This is a genomic window from Paraburkholderia sp. SIMBA_054, assembly GCF_046534875.1.
Classification (GTDB): Bacteria; Pseudomonadota; Gammaproteobacteria; order Burkholderiales; family Burkholderiaceae; genus Paraburkholderia; species Paraburkholderia hospita.
The window spans coordinates 152,238-169,532 of sequence record NZ_JAWRXV010000003.1 but is presented as its reverse complement, the minus strand read 5'-3'; the positions used below and the strand labels follow the sequence as shown (position 1 = coordinate 169,532).

Below are 17,295 nucleotides of genomic sequence, written 5' to 3'. Positions count from 1 at the left end.
ATCGGACTGGCCGGACACGCAAGGCGCCCTTCACGCGAACTGATCGATTCCCTGCACCAGACGTTTCGCAAAGCGCGGTTCGCGCAGCTGGTCGAGCCACCATTTCAGCGCCCGGCCTTCCTGATCGCCGCGCCACGCGACGTACAGCACATTCGGTTCGCGCGGATCGGCGGTTTCCTTCTCGACGAGTTCGCCGCGCTTGAGCAGCGACGCGACGCGTTGGCGCGGCAGCCAGCCAACGCCGAGCCCATCGCGCTGCGCAAGGATTTTCGCACGCATGCTGGGCACCGCGAGCGAAGTCTGCCCGCCGAGCAGGCCATACGCGCGGCCGCTCGCGCGCGACGAATCCGCGACGACGACGCCGCGCTGCTTCGCGATCTGCTCGCGTCTGAGCGGCTCCTTGATGCTCGCGAGCGCATGCCGCGGCGACACGGCGAACACCCAGTCGACCACGCCCAGCTCGAACCAGCGCAAGCCGGGAATGGCGGGCGGCTCATTGGTGGCGCCGACGATCACGTCGGCACGGCCATCGCGCAGCGCTTCCCATGTGCCGCTGAGCACTTCCGTCGTCAGACGCAGCTTGACGCCCGATTGCAGCGCATCGAACGCATGGACGACGGGCATGAAGGTTTCGAACTCCATCAGTTCGTCGGTGACGATCCACAGCCGGTCTTCCCAGCCGCTGGCGATCTGCCGCACGCGTTGCGTCATGCGCGACACGTCCAGCATCAGGCGCGCGGCCTCTTCGGCGAGCAGCTGGCCGGCGGGCGTCAGTTGCAGCCGGTAGCGGCGGCGGTCGAACAGCAGCGCGTCGAAGCGCGTTTCGAGCTGGCGCGCCGCGTGCGACACCGTCGACGGAGCCTTGCCGAGCCGCGCCGCAGCGCGCGACAAGCTGCCGCTTTCACGAATCGCTTCGAGCAGCGCAAGCTCTTCATCCGTCAACATGTGCGAACCTGTCGAATGAGATCAACGGGAAAATCGTACGGCAAAACCCGAATGGCGGTCCATCATAAGGTCTTCTGCCGATGTCTTGCCGCGCCGCTAGCATCGCAGCGGCGAAGCGCATATCGCGCGGGCTGGGAACGCGGGATAGAAGGAGCAGCGAAATGGGATTGTTAGTCGACGGTCAATGGCAGGACAAATGGTACGACACGGCATCGACGGGTGGCCGCTTCGTGCGTACGGACGCCATCTTCCGCAACTGGGTCACACCCGACGGCGAAGCCGGCCCGAGCGGCAACGACGGCTTCGAAGCAGAAGCTGGACGTTACCATCTGTATGTGAGCCTTGCATGTCCGTGGGCGCATCGCACGCTGATCGTGCGTGCGCTGAAGGGCCTCGAAGACATGATCAGCGTGTCCGTCGTGCACTGGCTGATGCTCGGCGACGGCTGGACCTTCGCCGACGGCCCAGGCGTCGTCCCCGACACGCTGAATCACGCGAAGTATCTGCGGGACGTCTACGTCGCCGCGGACAAGCACTACACAGGCCGCGTGACCGTGCCGATCTTGTGGGACAAGCATCAACGGACGATCGTCAACAACGAGTCGCCGGAAATCATCCGCATGCTGAACTCGGCGTTTGACGAACTCGGCGCTGAACCGGGCGACTTCTATCCACCGCCGCTGCGCGCCGAGATCGACGCGATCAACGCGCGCGTCTACGACACGGTGAATAACGGCGTCTACAAGTCGGGCTTCGCGACTACGCAGTCGGCGTACGAAGAGGCCGTCGTGCCGCTGTTCGAGACACTCGACTGGCTCGAACAGAAACTGTCGACGCAGCGTTTCCTGACGGGCAACCGGCTGACGGAAGCGGACATCCGGCTCTTCACGACGCTGATCCGTTTCGACGCCGTGTACTTCGGCCACTTCAAGTGCAACTTCCGGCGCATCGCGGACTATCCGAATCTGTCGGCTTATACACGGGACATCTACCAGCACCCGGGCGTGGCCGGCACGGTGAACTTCGAGCATATCAAGCGGCATTACTACGAGAGTCACCGGTCGGTGAACCCGACGGGCATCGTACCGCTTGGCCCGGTGCAGGATTTCAGCGCGCCACACGATCGCAAGCGCTTCGTGTGAATCCGTTGCGCTAGACTGTCCAGCGACTTTAGCCAACAGTGGAGGAGACGCTCATGCTACGCAAGACACGCACCGCATCCCAGCTACAGGACGAGGTGAGGCGGCACATCGAGCGCGCGCCGGAGGTGGTCGAAGACGGCGTAAAGATCCGTGTGCCGCGTCCGCAGATGCAGGAACCGGACGCAAGCGGCTGCAACTGGACGATGAAAAATTTCGGCAATGCAATTGGCTTCGACCGCACCGTGGACGAAGCGCTCAAGGCGGTGCAGAAGGAATACAACCTGTCGGAAGACACGAAGGATCTGAACAGCCTGTTCGGCGACCCGAAAGACTAAAGCGGTGGCAAAGAAATCCCGACAACCTACACACAGTTTGCCGCAATGGGGCCGAAAACGTCCGGCGACGTTAGCTTGTGTACGGGTAATTGAAGCGGGGGAGGCATCTGTTCGAAGCGTTGGCAACGAACACGAATAAGTGCGTTGCCGGGTGAAGTACGCGGCCGTTGGGGGCCCGCAGGCAAGAAGAAGAGTTGGCGGTGTGAGCCGCTTTCTTTTGCCTACTTTTCTTTGCGGCGGCAAAGAAAAGTAGGTGCCGCCCCGCACAGGGGCGACGCTTGAAGCACGAAGGCAACACGCGGATGCCAGCGCAAAAGCAGAAACACCGCTAATCACGCCACAGTGGCAAAAGCTTCCTCAATCTGAGCGGCATCGGTAGGCCGCACCACCCGCGCCACTTCAACGCCATCACGCACAAAGACCAGCGTCGGCCACAGCTTAACCTTGAACGAACGCCCGAGCGGCCTTCCCGGCCCATCCTCGATCTTGAGATGCCGAGTCCCCGGATGCTGGCCAAGGGCCTTCCCGATCACAGGCTGCGCGCCCTGACAATACCCGCACCAGTCGGTGCCAAATTCGACGACAGTCACACCGGCCATCGCATCCACATCCGCGCGGCTCGGCGCAACCTTCGAGTATTGATTCGCGTTAGTCATAAGCCTCCAAGCGCCGGACAACGCAGCGCCTCACCCGCGTAGTGAAAGAAAGAAACTTGCCGACGCCCTACCGTCACTTCCCAGCAACAGCCTGCCGCCGCGCGCGAACAGCTTGCGCAAGCGTATGCAGCACAGGCTCAGTCTGAGCCCACCCGATACAAGCATCAGTAATCGACACCCCACGAGCAAGCGGCACACCCGGCTTGAGATCCTGCCGCCCTGCTTCGAGATGGCTCTCGATCATCACCCCAACGATCCGCTTATCCCCGTCAGTCAACTGATTCGCCAGATCCTGAGCGACTTCGATCTGCCGCTCATGCGACTTGTTGGAATTAGCATGCGAGCAATCGACCATCACCTGTTCCCGCAACCCCAGCTTGCGCAGCGCGGCACAGGCCTCCTCGACACCCGCAGCATCATAATTCGGCCCCTTCTTGCCGCCGCGCAAAATCACATGCGCGTCATCATTGCCACGCGTCTCGAAGATCGCAGCCATGCCCATTTTGGTCATGCCCATGAACGCATGGCTCGCGGCCGCAGCGACAATCGCATCAGCGGCGATCTGCACACCGCCATCGGTACCATTCTTGAACCCGATCGGACAAGACAGCCCCGACGCCAGCTGCCGATGGCTCTGACTTTCAGTCGTACGCGCGCCGATCGCGCCCCAGGCGATCAGATCAGCAATGTACTGCGGGCTCAGCAGATCAAGAAACTCCGTGCCCGTCGGCAGACCAAGCCCGCTGATCTCGAGCAGCAGCTCGCGCGCGCGCCGCAGCCCTTCGTTGATCCGGAAGCTACCGTCCAGACGCGGATCGTTGATATAGCCCTTCCAGCCAACCGTCGTACGCGGCTTCTCGAAGTACACACGCATAACGATCATCAGATCATCGCGGAGCGAGTCGGCGGCAACTTTCAGCTTGTGCGCGTATTCCATCGCCTGATCGTGGTCGTGAATCGAGCACGGACCGACGACGACGACCAGCCGGTCGTCACGATCATGCAGGATATCGGCGATTTCGACGCGGCTCTGTTCAACCAGCGTCTGCACGCCGGGCGGACACGGCAGTTCGTCGAGCAGCAGCGCCGGCGAGATCAGCGGGCGCACCGCGCCGATACGCGTGTCGTCGATGCGCGTGATGTCCTGGGTGGAATCGGCGACGCCGGCTTCCTGGTCGCGTGTGGGGTTGTCGATGCGGCTCACTTTGTTCTCCAGCTCTGCATTTTGGGGCGAATGTGGATTATCTCACTCGCCGCGCGGGAGACGCAGCCGGCCTCCCGTGCGGGCTTCAGCCGCCGTTCATCAGCTGGATCAGGTAAGGCTTCCACACCTCGGGGTGCGCGAGCGTCTGATGTCCGTACGATTGCGCCGTCTCCGGCATCTCCACATAGCGCCCCTGCGGCACCTTGCCGATCAGCCGCTGCATCACGTTCAGATCCGTGGCGTTGATCAGATCGTCGGCGAAATTGACGGCGAACAGGCGGCCGCGAATCGCGCCGAGATCCGGCTCGGGGTTGTAATCCCACGACGACTCGAACCAGTACAGCACGTCGTTGGGATCGGTCTTCGCCGCATCCGCGACGATCGATTCCGTCATGCGCGTCGCCGTCGCACGGTCGGGCGCCTGTTCCTGCATGCGTGCCGCGTTGCCCGTAATCAGCGTGAAGACGGGCATCACGCGCGTCCATTGCGTCGGCGGCGTGGTGTAGCTGCCGTCCTGCCAGCCCGGATCGCTGCGGATCGCGCCGACGATCATCTGCCGCCACAGCCAGTTGCGGCCCGCCATCGCAATCGGCTGGCTGGCGATCGGCATCAGCGCGTCGGCCATGCCCGGATAACGCTCGCCCCACATCCACGTCTGCATGCCGCCCATCGACGTGCCGAGCACGAGCTTCAGATGCCGCACCTTCAGCCCTTCGACCAGCAGCCTGTGATTCGCTTCGACGACGTCGCCATAGCCGTAGTGCGGAAACTTCGTGCGCAAGCCGTCGCTCGGTTTGGACGAGCCGCCGCGCCCGAGGCCGTCGGGAATCACGATGAAGTAGCGCTGGGTGTCGAGCGGCTCGCCGGCGGCGAACAGTTCCTTGCGCATCAGCGGCGTGAGAAACGCCTTGCCCGTGCCCGTCGTGCCATGCAGCAACAGCACGGCGTTCGTGATCTCGCCGTGCGCGTCGCGCTGCGGCGTGCCGAGCGTCACGTAATGGATGCGCAGGTCGGGAAAGATCGTGCCGTCGGAAAAATGGAAGTCATGCGCGATGAAGTCGGCGGCATGTTCGGTGGGATCGGTAGAAGCGTCGGCGGCGTGGGCAGCAGGCAAGGTCTGCGCGAATGCGAAAGCCGTCAGTAATGCAAGGCGAGTGAGAATCGAACGAAACACTGTTGGTCTCCGTCAACGTGTACGCGATGGCCTGCGATCGTACACGATGACGGAAACCGACGTGCGGGCGTGCCGCGCAAACCTCAGAGCGCGTCGTAGCGCGCCTTGATTCTCTCGAACATCGTCCAGAACGACGCGGGCGCAGTGCCGTTCAGACGCTCGCGCAGCACGTCGAGATGACTGTGCCAGCCCGGACCGACATCGAGTTGCTCGTCGCGGCCGGACAGGTTGCGATGCGTGAGCACGAGCTTCACCTGATCGCCCGCCTCCGACAACTCGAAGGTCACTTCCGACAGATTGTCCTGAATGCTGCCCCATGTGAACGCGAGCACATGCGGAGGCTCGAAGCGCAACAGCCGATGCAGCGAATCATGTCCGCCCGCGTACTGCCGATACGGCTCGGGCGGAATCTCAGGCGACGCCGACAACAGCGAGTGATCGAAACGCATCATGAAGTCGCCGCCGGGCTGCGTCGGCATCGCGCCCGATGCGAGCCACTGGGTGCGTTTGTCGGACTCGGTCAGATACGCCCACACGCGCTCGATCGGGCCAGGCAGCAGACGTTCGAAGCGCACGACCTGTGTGCCGTCGAAAACGCCGAGTGGTTCGTTCTGGTTCATCGTGACCCTCCATCGGGATTGCTCAGCAGGTCTTCGAGCGCGTCGAGCCGGCTGCTCCAGAAGTGTTCGTAGAAACGCAGCCACGCGTCGGCGGCAGCGAGGGGAGCCGGGTCGATCCGGCAAATATGCGAGCGCCCTTGCACCCGGCGCTGGATCAGCCCCGCGCCTTCGAGCACCTTGACGTGCTTCGACGCCGCCGCGAACGACATCGCGAACGGCGCAGCCAGTTCGCCGATGCTGCGTTCGCCGGTGGCGAGCTGCGCAAGCATCGCGCGCCGGGTGGGATCGGACAGCGCGCGAAACACGCCGTCGAGAGCGGACTCGTTCATCGGCCCGAGTATAGGCAGGGTTTCGACGTTATTCAACCATTCAGTTGAATATTATTTGTCTCGCATCAACGTGCGAATCGCCGCGCCGAGTTCGGCAACGAGCCGGTCGGCCTTCTCGGGGCGTACGCCCGCGTAGCCGAGCATGAAACCGTTGTAGCGTTCGGCGTCCTCGCCTTGATGGCAGTACGTGCTCAACGGCGAAACCGACATGCCTTGCTCGCGCAACGCGGCGCTTACATCACGATCCTGCAGCGGCGCATCGAGCCGCATCGTCAGATGCATGCCGCTGCCATCCGATGAAACCGTCACGAGATCGTGCATGTGCGTATAAATCGCGCTCACCATCGCTTCGCGCCGCTGCTGGTAGATGCGGCGCATACGTCGCAAATGGCGCGCGTACTTGCCGCTTTCGATGAAATCCGCGAGCGCGACCTGATCCGCGATACGCCCTTGCCGCGACATTTCGCCGATCACGCCGCCGATCTCCGGCGCGAGGCTGGCCGGCACGATCATGAAACCGATGCGCAGCGCCGGAAACATCGTCTTGCTGAAGGTGCCGAGATAGACGACGGGCGCCGCATCGCGCAGGCCCTGAACCGACGGTAGCGGCGGACCGCTGTGGCGCAGCTCGCTGTCGTAGTCGTCCTCGATGATCCACGCGCCGCGCTCGACGATGTTGTCGATGATCGACCAGCGCCGCTCCAGGCTCAGCACGCTGCCAAGCGGATATTGATGCGACGGCGTGATGTAGACGAGGCGCGGCGGCGTGCGCTGCCAGTGTGCTTCCGTAGGCGCGAGTCCGGCGGCGTCGACGGGAATCGGCACGATGTTCAGGCCCGCCGCCTGGAACGCGATCCTCGCGCCCTGATAGCCTGGGTTTTCGAGCCATGCGGTATCGCCGGGATCGGCGAGCATGCGCGCGCACAGATCGAGGCTCGTATGCGTGCCCGATGTGATGAACACCTGATCGGCCGTGCAACGCACGCCGCGCGACACGCGCACATATTCGGCCACCGCGCGCCGCAGCGACGGATGACCCGCGTGATAGCCGTAGCCGAGGTCGCGTGCATCGACGGCTCGCCATGCGCGCTCCATCGACGCTCGCCATTGCGCGACGGGGAATTCGTCGAGCGCGGGCACGCCCGCCTGAAACGGCGAACGCATGCCGCGCGCGGCGCGATCGTGCGGCAGACTGGCGACGCGCCGCGACAGACGGCTGACGGGCGCGACGTTGGCGTCTTCCGCATTCGCCGAAGGCAGCGCGACGCAACTGACGATCGACCCGTGACGGCTCGCCGCGATGAAGCCTTCTTCAGCAAGCCGTTCGTACGCGTACAACACCGAGTTGCGCGCGATGCCGAGTTGCTCGGCGAGCGCGCGTGTCGGCACGAGCTGGCTGCCGTGACGAATGTCGCCGTTCAGGATGGCGTGACGCAGGCTTTCGTAAAGCAGCGTTTGCTGCGTGAGCCTGCGGCCCGCCGCCTGGCTCGCGAAGCGCGACATCAACAGCCCGTAGTCCAATTGCGTGGCTCCAGATTTTGTATTCGATGTGGAGCTAACAATGGTGCCACAGAAACCCTATGCTTCGTCCATACCCGTCGATCCAGGAAAGGAGCGCTACTCGTGACGCAAGCTGTGAAGATCCGCCCCGTCGTTCCCGCTGACTACGAAGCATGGTTGCCGCTGTGGGACGGTTACAACCGCTTCTACGGCCGCTTCGACGAAACTGCGCTGCCGCGCGAAATCACGCAACTGACGTGGGCGCGCTTCTTCGACGGACTGGAGCCAATGCACGCGATGGTGGCCGAGCGCGCCGACGGCACGCTAACCGGCCTCGTGCATTACCTGTATCACCGCAGCACGCTGATGGCGGGACCGACGTGCTATCTGCACGATCTGTTCACGCTCGAATCGGAGCGCGGCAAGGGCGTGGGCCGCGCATTGATCGAAGCCGTCTACGCCGCAGCGAAGGCCGCGCGCGCCGAACGCGTGTACTGGCTCACGCACGAATCGAATCAAACGGCCATGCAGCTTTACGACAAGATCGCGGACCTGTCGGGCTTCGTCGTCTATCGGAAGCCGCTTTAAGCGAGGTCCTTGACGAGCGAGCGGCGCACGTCGTCCACAATCGGCTGCAAGTTGACGGGATAGCCCGGGTGATCGCAGCCGATAAGCAACGCCGCACCGTCTCGCAGGCGCGATTTCATCGAAGGCGTCAGTTCGAAGCGCACGAAATGCACGGCTGAGGTCTTCTCGTTGTTCTCGCGTTCGAGGTCTTCGTCGGAGATCGCGTAGACGGACTCGTCGCCGTCCACCCGCATGAATACGCTGTCCTCGATGCCGATCAGCCGCGAGAGCGCCGCACGCCGTTCGACTTCGTTTTCGTACTCGATCTGCAGCGTCGCCTTGAAGTTGCTGCCGTTGGGCACGAGCGGCAGATACGCTTCGAGTTCGCCCTGAATGCCGTCCTCGTCGAAGATCTTTTCGATGTGCAGCATCTCCTGGATCTGGTAGCGGATCGTCAGTTCGTCTTCGAACAGGAAAGTCAGGTGATTGCCCAACCGGACGATGCGGCTTTTCTTGTGCTCGATGATCCGCTCGCGCATCGTCTTGCGCTGCTTCGCATAGTTTTCGAGCGACAACAGGGAGTTCCTCGCGATGCTCATCGTTATCCTCGCAAATTGAAGATCAAAGGCCGTACGCCTTGCGCAGCAGCGTCAACGGATGCGCGAGCGGCGTCTTCGGCAAACTGTTTTCGTCGAAACCCTGTTCGATGTGATGACCGGCAAGCTGGCAATCGGATGAGATGTAGTCGGGCTGCGGCTGCGCCATCGCCTTGAAGACGGGCGTGCCGATCTTCATCGCCATCGCGTGAAATTCCTTCTTCACGCCGAACGTGCCTGCGTGACCCGAGCATCGCTCGACGACCGTCACCTGCGTATCCGGCACGAGCGCGAACGTCTCCGACGTCTTGCGTCCGATGTTCTGCACGCGCGCATGACAGGGCACGTGATACGACACCTTGCCGAGCGGCGTGTTGAAGTCGGTCTTCAGCAGACCATCGCGATGGCGCGCCATGAAGTATTCGAACGGGTCCCAGAACGCTTCGCTGACGGCGCGCACGTCCAGGTCGTCGGGGAACATTAGCGGCAGCTCGTGCTTGTACATCAGCACGCAACTCGGAATCGCGCCGATGATCGCGTAGCCGTCGCGCGCATAGCGCGCGAGCACGGGCATGTTCTTCTCTTTCTTCGCCGCGACACCTTGCAGGTTGCCTTGCTCCAGCAACGGCATGCCGCAGCACGCCTCGCTCGATACCAGTTCGTAGGGAATGTCATTGTGCGCAAGCACGGCCAGCAGGTCGTGACCGATGCCCGGCTCGTTGAAATTCACGTAGCAGGTGGCGTAGATCGCGACCTTGCCGGGCGTGCGCTCGCCGTCCCTGGTCTGCACCTGCGGCGACTTCTTCGCGTTGCTGCGAAACTTGCGCGTTGCGAAGTCGGGCAGCCACGCGTCCTTGTCGACGCCGAGCGCCTTTTCCATCAAGCCGCGCGCCGCGTGCGTGTGATTCACCGCGTTGACCGTCTGCGTAACGATGGGAATGCCGGCGAACGTGCCGAGCGCGTCGGTGTTCGACAGGAACTTGTCGCGCAACGGTACGTCTCCCCGCTTAAAGGCGGCAGCCTTCGCGCGCAGCATCAGGTGCGGAAAATCGACGTTCCATTGATGCGGCGGCACGTAGGGACATTTCGTCATGTAGCACAGATCGCACAGATAGCATTGATCGACGACGGCGCCAAACTTCTTCTTGTCGACTTCGTGCGCCTCGCCTGTATCCGTTTCGTCGACGAGGTCGAACAGTGCGGGAAATGCGCCGCATAGCGACACGCATCGGCGGCAGCCGGCGCAGATGTCGAACACGCGCGTCAATTCCTGATCGATCGCATCCGGATCGTAGAACGCGTCCGATTGCCAGTCGAGCGGATGGCGAATGGGCGCTTCGAGACTGCCTTCCTTGTGAGGCATGGCGTGCGTCTCCTTGGACCAGCCGGCGTTGGCACCTTGCTCTGGTCCCATGGCATGGCGGGCGGACTTACTCCCATCCCATGCAATGCTGTGGGGGTTTTTTATGCGCTACTTTCTCGTAAGTGCGTTCGTACTTTTTTCCGCATGCGCTACGCGAAATCGTGATCGTCTCACTTCGTCTCGCGTTTGTACCGCACAATCGCGTCCGTCTGCATGCCAGGCCCGCACCAAACGGAAGCGACAACACGCGCCAGCCGCGCAGCCGGCGCGTGCAACTCAGTCGACCAGCGCGTCCAATGCCTTCGTATAGCGATTCGCATGACTGCGTTCCGCCTTTGCCAGCGTTTCGAACCAGTTCGCGATTTCGTCGAAGCCTTCTTCACGCGCGGCCTTTGCCATGCCGGGGTACATGTCGGTGTATTCGTGCGTCTCGCCCGCAATGGCCGCTTGCAGATTCTGACGCGATGAACCGAACGGTAATCCCGTCGCCGGATCGCCCGAGACTTCCAGATATTCGAGGTGGCCATGCGCGTGGCCCGTCTCGCCTTCCGCCGTCGAGCGGAATAGTGCCGCGACGTCGTTCTGTCCCTCGACATCGGCCTTCGCTGCGAAATACAAATAGCGGCGATTGGCCTGTGATTCACCCGCAAATGCGGCCTTCAGATTCTCCTCCGTCTTCGAACCCTTGAGTTGCGCCATCTGAGCCTCCATCCAAAACCTGTATGTGGGAGCGCGCGTTTCTGATGGCAACGACCGGCCAGACGCGCGCACCTGAGCCGTGCCTTAAATCTAGGAGTTCGGTGATGCGTTCCCAATTGGGTTTTTCAATCCGACCGATAGCTGTTTGCCTTGCATAACGGGTGGACAGAAGTAGACTGAGGAAGCGCACCTACTCAACTCTTTCACCGGGGGATTTCTGCATGCGGCTGACCATATTGATCAACGGTTCGGACCCCACCGTCAATCACGATTACGCCGTGCTCTGGCTCGATACCGACGAACATCGCTGGTCGAGAGAAGCACACGATGGGATCGACCTGCCCCCATGGGGCGAACTCCATGACGAGAACGGCGTCACCAAACTCTGCGCGCCGAGCGCAGAAGCGCCGTTATGCACATTGAATGGCCTGCACGTGGACGGACGGCAGCGGGTCAGCTCGGCACAAGGCAGCGCGGCGTGGTCGTCGGACCGCACGCACGCGCCCATGAATGGCTATTGGCGCTTGCAGGCCGTTGACCGCTTGCCCGTCAACGCCGAGCACAGCGTGTTCGGACGCTAAGCCTGCTTCGTATCGATGCCCGCGCCGCTCGTCCCCGGCGGACGCGGGCCTTTCCTCTATCACTCCTTCCTCTCGCCGTCGAGCACGGAGAAATTGCCGTGCGGCAACGCGTCGTGACCGTTTTGCCGATACTTCGATGCGATGTCGCGTAACGGCGTGTAAGCCCTTGCATTGCGCATAGGTCGCGCGGCTATACTTGCGGCCCCTCATTCGCCTTTCCGATCTATGAAGAAGTGGTTAGTCAGCCTGCTTATCGTGGCCGCGAGTCACGCGACTCACACGTGGGCAGCAACGTCGTGCACGGATTTCACGCCCAACGCCCAATGGCCCGTGCTGACCAACGCGAAAATGACGCCGAAGTCGCGCATGCTGTGCTACTCGGATTTCGCCGTTCTGCATTCAGGCATCACGCATGGTCCGCTGTGGTCCGCCGAGCATTTGACGCGCGACCACATCGAAGCCGCGAAAGACATGGTGCGCACCAACAAGTTCTTCGAGGACGCGCGCCTGCCCGACGGCGAAGGCGCGACGCTCGCCGACTACAAGCGCAGCGGTTTCGATCGCGGCCATATGAGCCCGGCTGGCAACAGATGGAACGCGGAGGCGATGGCACAATCGTTCTCGCTCGCGAACATCGTGCCGCAGAACCGCGAGAATAATCAGCGCATGTGGTCGCGCATCGAAACGGCCGTGCGCAAGCTGTCGATGAAGTACGACGACATCTACGTGGTCACCGGCCCGATGTTCATCGGCGGACAGTTGCAGACGATCGGGCCGACGCGCGTGTTCGTGCCGACGCAGCTGTTCAAGGTCGTCTACGTGCCGTCGAAGAAACTCGCGTTCGCGATCGTCGCGGACAACGTCGCCACCGACCACTACGACGTGAAGTCGGTGCATGAACTCGAAGCGATGAGCGGCATCCGCTTTCCGGGCATTCCGGAAGGCCTGAAAGACCAGCGTCCGGGAGGGCTGAAAGGTGTTTAAAGCGTATTCGAACGACGACGACGTGCTCAACATCCAGGGCGACGCGCTGACGGTGTCGAACGGCACCACGCGCGTCGTGGTGAACGGCACGCTCGCGATCACGAAGGACAAGCGCGGCCTGAAAGCGGCGCTGGCGCTGAAGGAAGCGCTCGACGGCATCGTCGCCGCGCTTCAGGCGGAATCGCATCTGCCGGAGCAGGTTAAGGAAGAGCCCGACGCGAAGCCGGGCGTGATCGACAATCCGTTCTAGCGTCCGGCGCGGAGCATCAAGCGTCAGTGCGATACGGCGGGCTCGCGCAGGCTCGCCAGCGCCTGCGCGACCCGCTCGACCACGCTTTCCCAGTCGCCGGGTGATGTTTGCCGGAAAAGCCGCGCAGTTGGATACCACGGCGAATCGTCGCGGTCGCGGAACCAGCGCCAGCACGCGTCATAGCGCGACAGAATCCAGACGGGCGTGTTGAGCGCCCCCGCCAGATGCGCCATCGACGTATCGACCGTAATCACCAGATCCAGGTTTTCGACGATGGCGGCCGTATCGGCGAAATCCTGCACGTCGTCCATCGGATCGAACGGGCGAAACCCGACGGGCAGGTCTTCGATCTGCGGGCGGGTCGCCGCGCCTTTCTGCAAGCTCACGAACGTCACGCCAGGCACGCGCAGCAGCGGCAAGTACGACATCGCCGTCAGCGAACGGCGCTGGTCGATCGCATTCGAGCTGGGATCGTGCGGGCGCGGATCGCCTGCCCACACCAGGCCGACCTTGAACCCGCCTTCCGGCAACCTGCTGCGCCAGTGCTGCGCGAGCGTGGCGGGCGCGCGCAGATAGGGCATCGGCGCGGGAATCGTGTCGACGGTCGTGCCGAACAGCATCGGCAGACTCAGCATGAAGCACCAGGTGTCGTGCGCGGGAATCGTCGTCTCGCCATCGAGCGAATACACCGTGTCCACGCCTTCGAGGCTATCGAACAGCCGCCGCAACGGCGGCGGACAAGCGACGCTCACCTTCCCCGCGCCACGCGCCTTCAGCATCGACACATACCGGCAGAATTGCAGGCCATCGCCGAAGCCCTGCTCGGGCCACACGAGCAGCGATTTACCGTGCAGCGGCTCGCCGCGCCACTGCGGATACGGCACGGGCGGCGGGAACACGCTGCGCGTGCCGACCGCTTCGTGATAGCGCGACTCGTAGAGCGCCCAGCCTTGCACGTAATCGCCGATGCACAGCAGCGGCAACGCGAGGTTCGCTTTCGCGCCGACGTAGTCGGGCCGCAGCGCCAGCGCCTGGCGATATGCGGCAATGGCTTCCGCGATGCGCCCTTGCTGCCACAGCACGTTGCCGAGATTGTTGTGCGCTTCGGGCACGTCGGCATTGAGCGCCAGCGCCTGGCGGCACGCCTGCTCCGCTTCCGGCACACGGTTGAGTTCCAGCAGCAGCAAGCCGAGATTGTTGTGCGCACTGACGTCGCCCGGCTGACGGCTGACGACGTCCCGATACGCGGCCTCCGCCTCCGGCAGGCGCTTGAGCTGCCACAGCAGCACGCCGAGGTTGTTGCGTGCCATCACGTAGTCGGGCGCGATGGCGAGCGCGTGCAGGAATGAGGCTTCGGCTTCCAGCTCGCGTCCGAGATCGCGCAGCACGAGACCGAGATTGTTCATTGCCTTCGTCAGATCGGGTTTGATCGACAGCGCGCGGCGGTACGCGTGCTCGGCCTGCGTCAACTGCTTGCGTCCGTAGAACCAGCCGCCCAGATCGTTGTGCGCTTCGGCCAGATCGAGCGTGTCGTCGACGACGGGCTTTGGGTTCTTTGCGTCTGCTTCGTCATACAGGTCGTTCAGGCAAACGGCCGCGAGGTGCATGGCTTCCGCATGGGCGGGATCGCGCTGCAGCATCTCGTCGAGCAGTGCGAGCGCCTCCGCGAGACGCCCCGACGAATACATCGACACCGACGCCTGATAGCGCTCGGCGGGCGATAGCGCAGGAACTGACGGATTCATTTCAATCCTTTGGAATTCTTAATAGTTCTGGAGATGCGCCGCGCAGCATCGGCCTGGCCTGGCGGGCGAGCGGGGATGAGAAGATGCGCGGCTACAGCGACAAACCAAGGCAAAAAAAGTATAGGCGATGGTACCTTGGCCGGCCGATGACCTATCTCTAAAGTTCGGCGGATTGATGTCGCACTATGCGCGATCAGGCGCGCGCGGCGTCGTCATTCGTCGATACCGCGAAGGCTCGCAGCTTTTGCGCATCGACGATCTCGATCTCCGCGTAACGCAGTGCGAGCGCGCCTTGCGTTTCGAACTGCCTGAGAATCTGGTTCGTGGTTTGACGCGACAGCGCGAGCATCATCGCGAGGTCTTCCTGCGGCACCTTGAGCACGCGCCGCAGCGCACCCGCGCCGCCGCCATATCCACCCGCCATCAGCAACAGACGCCGCGCGACGCGTTGCGCAGCGGGCAGCAGCGCGGCCTCTTCGATCGCGTCGAACGCGAGGCGCAGCTTGTGCGTGAGCAGCAGGCCGAACGCATGCCAGAACACGGGCGTGCGTTCGAGCAGCGCCGTGAGCGCCGCGCGCGGCACATGAAACAGCAGCGTGTCGCGCTCGGCATAGGCATCGTGCGTGCGCATCTGGCCATCGAACAGTGCGATCTCGCCGAACCAGTTGACGGGCTCGATCACCGCGAGCAGCGCTTCCCTGCCGCTCGCGGTGATCGAGCCGATCCGCATCAATCCGTCTAGCACGCAATAGAAGCCGTCGTCGGCATCGCCGCGATTGAAGAGGCGCTGGCCCGCCGGCAGCCGCCGCGTGCGGCCGAGCTCGATTAGTTGCGCGCGCAATGCATCGGGCGCGGCGCGAAACCAGGCGCTGCGGTCGAGCAGATTGAAAAGCTCAGTCGATGTCATCGTTCGAAGCGCGCTTTGACGGTTGAATTGTCGGCTAGCCGAAAGTGTCGCGGCGCGCCGCCCGCGATTATGATGACTTTCGACGAGGAACGGCATCCATGAGAACGCTCACTGACCAGCTCGCGCAATACGCCGCCTATCATCGCGACCGCCGCAACATCGCGACGCACTTCATCGGCATTCCGATGATCGTGCTTGCGCTCGCCGTGCTGCTGAGCCGGCCCGCGTGGACGGTTGCTGGGCTGCCGTTGGCGGCGTCGCCGGCGTGGGTGCTGTTCGGCCTGAGCGTGATCTACTACTTCGTGCTCGATGTGCCGCTCGGTTTGATGATGGCCGTCGTGTCGGTACTGTGCGTAACGTGCGGCGCGTGGCTTGCGCAGCAGCCCACCTTGACGTGGCTTGCGTCGGGCATCGGCCTGTTCGTGGTCGGCTGGGTGTTCCAGTTCGTGGGTCACGTCGCGTACGAACATCGCAAGCCCGCATTCATCGACGATGTGATCGGCCTGCTGATCGGGCCGCTCTTCGTGCTCGCCGAAGCGCTATTCGCATTCGGCTGGCGGCCCGCGTTGCGCGCGGCAATCGAAGCCAAGGCGGGCCCAACGCGGGTCGAGGCGGCGCATGGAGTTTCGCGTCATCGGTCGTGAGGGAGCGGGCCGTCTGCGCTGCACGACAGCCTCACAGGCTCTCAACGCGGCGCGAGCAGCCTTGCGCTATGCAAACCGGTCAGCCCCACCGCGATCCAGATTGGCACGTACGTGCCAAGCTGCTGAGCCGTCAAGGACTCGCCGAGCAGCGTCACCGACACGATCACCAGCAACACCGGCTCCACGTAGCCGAGAATGCCGAATAGCGCCATCGGCAGCAAACGGCTCGCTTTCAGATAGGTTGCGAGCGCGACCGTGCTCAGCGCGCCGAGTCCTGGCAGCAACAGCAGCCACATGTCGACGCGACCGGACAGCAGCGCGAGCGAGCCGCCGTGTAGCGCCATCGCGAGCGCGAACGGCAGCAGCAGCGACATCTCGAGAGCAAACGCCGTCAGCGAATCGGCGTTGATCTTGCGGCGCAACACAAAATATGGCGGATAACCGATCGCGACCAGCAGCGTCGGCCACGAGAACGCGCGCGTCACCCACAGTTCGTGCAACACGCCGAGCGCCGCGCACCCGACCGCGAGCCACTGCAACGGCTCCAGCCGCTCGTGATAGTAGAAGCGGCCGAGCAGCACCATCGTCAGCGGCAACAGGAAATAGCCGAGCGATACTTCCAGCATCCGCCCGTGCAGCGGCGCCCACAGGAACACCCATAGCTGCGCGCCGAGCAACGCCGCGCTGACGGCCAGCAAAAGCGCCGTGCGCGGCTCGCGGATTACGCGCATCGACAGCGCCTTGAGTTGCGGCAGCCGCGAGCGCAAGGCAATCAGCGCGAAAGCGCCCGGCACGGTCCAGATCACGCGCCACGCGAAGATATCCAGCCCCGTCAACGGCGTGAGCAGCTTTGCGTACACGGACATCAGAGCAAAGAGCGTCGATGCGCTCACGGACAACGCGATGCCGCGTCCCGGTTGATAGGCGTTCATCGGCCGGTCCGCTGCGTGAGGTCAGGCGCGACGCCGCGAGATGTGTCGTCCATAGTTAAGTCTTGTTTTAACAGCGCGGCGCAAGCGTTGCCCGATGTGAAGCCCGCTTCGTCGCGCGAAGC

The 17,295-nt window shown here is 63.2% G+C and carries 20 protein-coding genes; 7 read left to right on the top strand and 13 right to left on the bottom strand.

Annotation, left to right across the window (positions count from 1 at the left end; genetic code table 11):
• Positions 1-30: 30 nt before the first annotated feature.
• Complete coding sequence (locus SB822_RS05300) at positions 31-945, bottom strand: LysR family transcriptional regulator (RefSeq protein WP_007582975.1); 915 nt, start codon at positions 943-945, stop codon at positions 31-33.
• Between the two features lie 161 nt (positions 946-1,106).
• Between SB822_RS05300 and SB822_RS05295 the strand changes: the two genes are divergently transcribed.
• Together SB822_RS05295 and SB822_RS05290 are read left to right on the top strand one after the other, a co-directional pair.
• Positions 1,107-2,087: a glutathione S-transferase family protein gene (locus SB822_RS05295; protein ID WP_114222110.1), complete on the top strand. Its 981-nt coding sequence runs from the start codon at positions 1,107-1,109 to the stop codon at positions 2,085-2,087.
• Between the two features lie 53 nt (positions 2,088-2,140).
• Positions 2,141-2,422, top strand: coding sequence for a hypothetical protein (locus SB822_RS05290; protein WP_410854211.1), 282 nt, complete (start codon positions 2,141-2,143; stop codon positions 2,420-2,422).
• A gap of 332 nt (positions 2,423-2,754) precedes the next feature.
• Here the strand turns inward: SB822_RS05290 and SB822_RS05285 are convergent, their stop codons facing one another.
• The 6 genes from SB822_RS05285 to SB822_RS05260 all read right to left on the bottom strand — a co-directional run bounded on the left by SB822_RS05285 (position 2,755) and on the right by SB822_RS05260 (position 7,926).
• Entirely contained in the window at positions 2,755-3,078 is a 324-nt protein-coding gene (locus SB822_RS05285; RefSeq protein WP_079487555.1) for a thioredoxin family protein, read from the bottom strand.
• A 73-nt stretch (positions 3,079-3,151) separates the two neighbouring features.
• On the bottom strand, positions 3,152-4,282 hold the full coding sequence (locus SB822_RS05280; protein ID WP_079487556.1) for a 3-deoxy-7-phosphoheptulonate synthase: 1,131 nt from the start codon (positions 4,280-4,282) through the stop codon (positions 3,152-3,154).
• An 85-nt stretch (positions 4,283-4,367) separates the two neighbouring features.
• Positions 4,368-5,456 (bottom strand): alpha/beta fold hydrolase, encoded by a 1,089-nt coding sequence (locus SB822_RS05275; protein WP_007582970.1) that lies wholly within the window; start codon positions 5,454-5,456, stop codon positions 4,368-4,370.
• An 83-nt stretch (positions 5,457-5,539) separates the two neighbouring features.
• Positions 5,540-6,076, bottom strand: coding sequence for an SRPBCC family protein (locus tag SB822_RS05270; protein WP_007582969.1), 537 nt, complete (start codon positions 6,074-6,076; stop codon positions 5,540-5,542).
• Positions 6,073-6,405, bottom strand: coding sequence for an ArsR/SmtB family transcription factor (locus SB822_RS05265; protein ID WP_007582967.1), 333 nt, complete (start codon positions 6,403-6,405; stop codon positions 6,073-6,075). The genes SB822_RS05270 and SB822_RS05265 overlap by 4 nt, the downstream gene beginning before the upstream one ends.
• A 51-nt stretch (positions 6,406-6,456) precedes the next feature.
• Positions 6,457-7,926, bottom strand: a complete 1,470-nt coding sequence (locus tag SB822_RS05260) for a PLP-dependent aminotransferase family protein (RefSeq protein WP_410854210.1) — start codon at positions 7,924-7,926, stop codon at positions 6,457-6,459.
• 102 nt (positions 7,927-8,028) lie between these two features.
• Between SB822_RS05260 and SB822_RS05255 the strand changes: the two genes are divergently transcribed.
• Positions 8,029-8,493: a GNAT family N-acetyltransferase gene (locus SB822_RS05255; protein ID WP_007746052.1), complete on the top strand. Its 465-nt coding sequence runs from the start codon at positions 8,029-8,031 to the stop codon at positions 8,491-8,493.
• Here SB822_RS05255 and SB822_RS05250 read toward each other — a convergent pair.
• The 3 genes from SB822_RS05250 to SB822_RS05240 form a co-directional block, all read right to left on the bottom strand.
• The gene (locus SB822_RS05250) at positions 8,490-9,071 is read right to left on the bottom strand and encodes a DUF3501 family protein (protein ID WP_007582961.1); all 582 of its coding nucleotides are present in this window, start codon (positions 9,069-9,071) and stop codon (positions 8,490-8,492) included. The two genes, SB822_RS05255 and SB822_RS05250, sit on opposite strands and share 4 nt — an antisense overlap.
• Before the next feature lie 22 nt (positions 9,072-9,093).
• On the bottom strand, positions 9,094-10,431 hold the full coding sequence (locus SB822_RS05245; protein ID WP_410854209.1) for a heterodisulfide reductase-related iron-sulfur binding cluster: 1,338 nt from the start codon (positions 10,429-10,431) through the stop codon (positions 9,094-9,096).
• 276 nt (positions 10,432-10,707) lie between these two features.
• Entirely contained in the window at positions 10,708-11,130 is a 423-nt protein-coding gene (locus SB822_RS05240; RefSeq protein WP_007582958.1) for a rubrerythrin family protein, read from the bottom strand.
• 221 nt (positions 11,131-11,351) lie between these two features.
• Here SB822_RS05240 and SB822_RS05235 point away from each other — a divergent pair, with 221 nt between their 5' ends.
• The 3 genes from SB822_RS05235 (at position 11,352) to SB822_RS05225 (ending at position 12,945) form a co-directional block, all read left to right on the top strand.
• Entirely contained in the window at positions 11,352-11,711 is a 360-nt protein-coding gene (locus SB822_RS05235; protein ID WP_007582956.1) for a DUF3564 domain-containing protein, read from the top strand.
• A 225-nt stretch (positions 11,712-11,936) separates the two neighbouring features.
• Positions 11,937-12,695: a DNA/RNA non-specific endonuclease gene (locus SB822_RS05230; protein ID WP_079500582.1), complete on the top strand. Its 759-nt coding sequence runs from the start codon at positions 11,937-11,939 to the stop codon at positions 12,693-12,695.
• Positions 12,688-12,945 carry a hypothetical protein gene (locus SB822_RS05225; protein ID WP_007582952.1) on the top strand — a complete coding sequence of 86 codons (258 nt, stop codon included), beginning with the start codon at positions 12,688-12,690 and terminating at the stop codon, positions 12,943-12,945. Before SB822_RS05230 ends, SB822_RS05225 begins: the two co-directional genes overlap by 8 nt.
• A 23-nt stretch (positions 12,946-12,968) precedes the next feature.
• Here SB822_RS05225 and SB822_RS05220 read toward each other — a convergent pair whose 3' ends face one another.
• Together SB822_RS05220 and SB822_RS05215 are read right to left on the bottom strand one after the other, a co-directional pair.
• Positions 12,969-14,690 (bottom strand): tetratricopeptide repeat protein, encoded by a 1,722-nt coding sequence (locus SB822_RS05220; protein WP_410854208.1) that lies wholly within the window; start codon positions 14,688-14,690, stop codon positions 12,969-12,971.
• Positions 14,691-14,883: 193 nt separating this feature from the next.
• Entirely contained in the window at positions 14,884-15,597 is a 714-nt protein-coding gene (locus SB822_RS05215; RefSeq protein ID WP_410854207.1) for a Crp/Fnr family transcriptional regulator, read from the bottom strand.
• A gap of 98 nt (positions 15,598-15,695) precedes the next feature.
• On the opposite strand from SB822_RS05215, the gene SB822_RS05210 reads away from it, so the two are divergent.
• On the top strand, positions 15,696-16,241 hold the full coding sequence (locus SB822_RS05210; protein WP_410854206.1) for a DUF962 domain-containing protein: 546 nt from the start codon (positions 15,696-15,698) through the stop codon (positions 16,239-16,241).
• 41 nt (positions 16,242-16,282) lie between these two features.
• Here the strand turns inward: SB822_RS05210 and rarD are convergent, their stop codons facing one another.
• Positions 16,283-17,173 carry an EamA family transporter RarD gene (rarD, locus tag SB822_RS05205; RefSeq protein ID WP_007582947.1) on the bottom strand — a complete coding sequence of 297 codons (891 nt, stop codon included), beginning with the start codon at positions 17,171-17,173 and terminating at the stop codon, positions 16,283-16,285.
• Positions 17,174-17,295 lie beyond the last annotated feature (122 nt).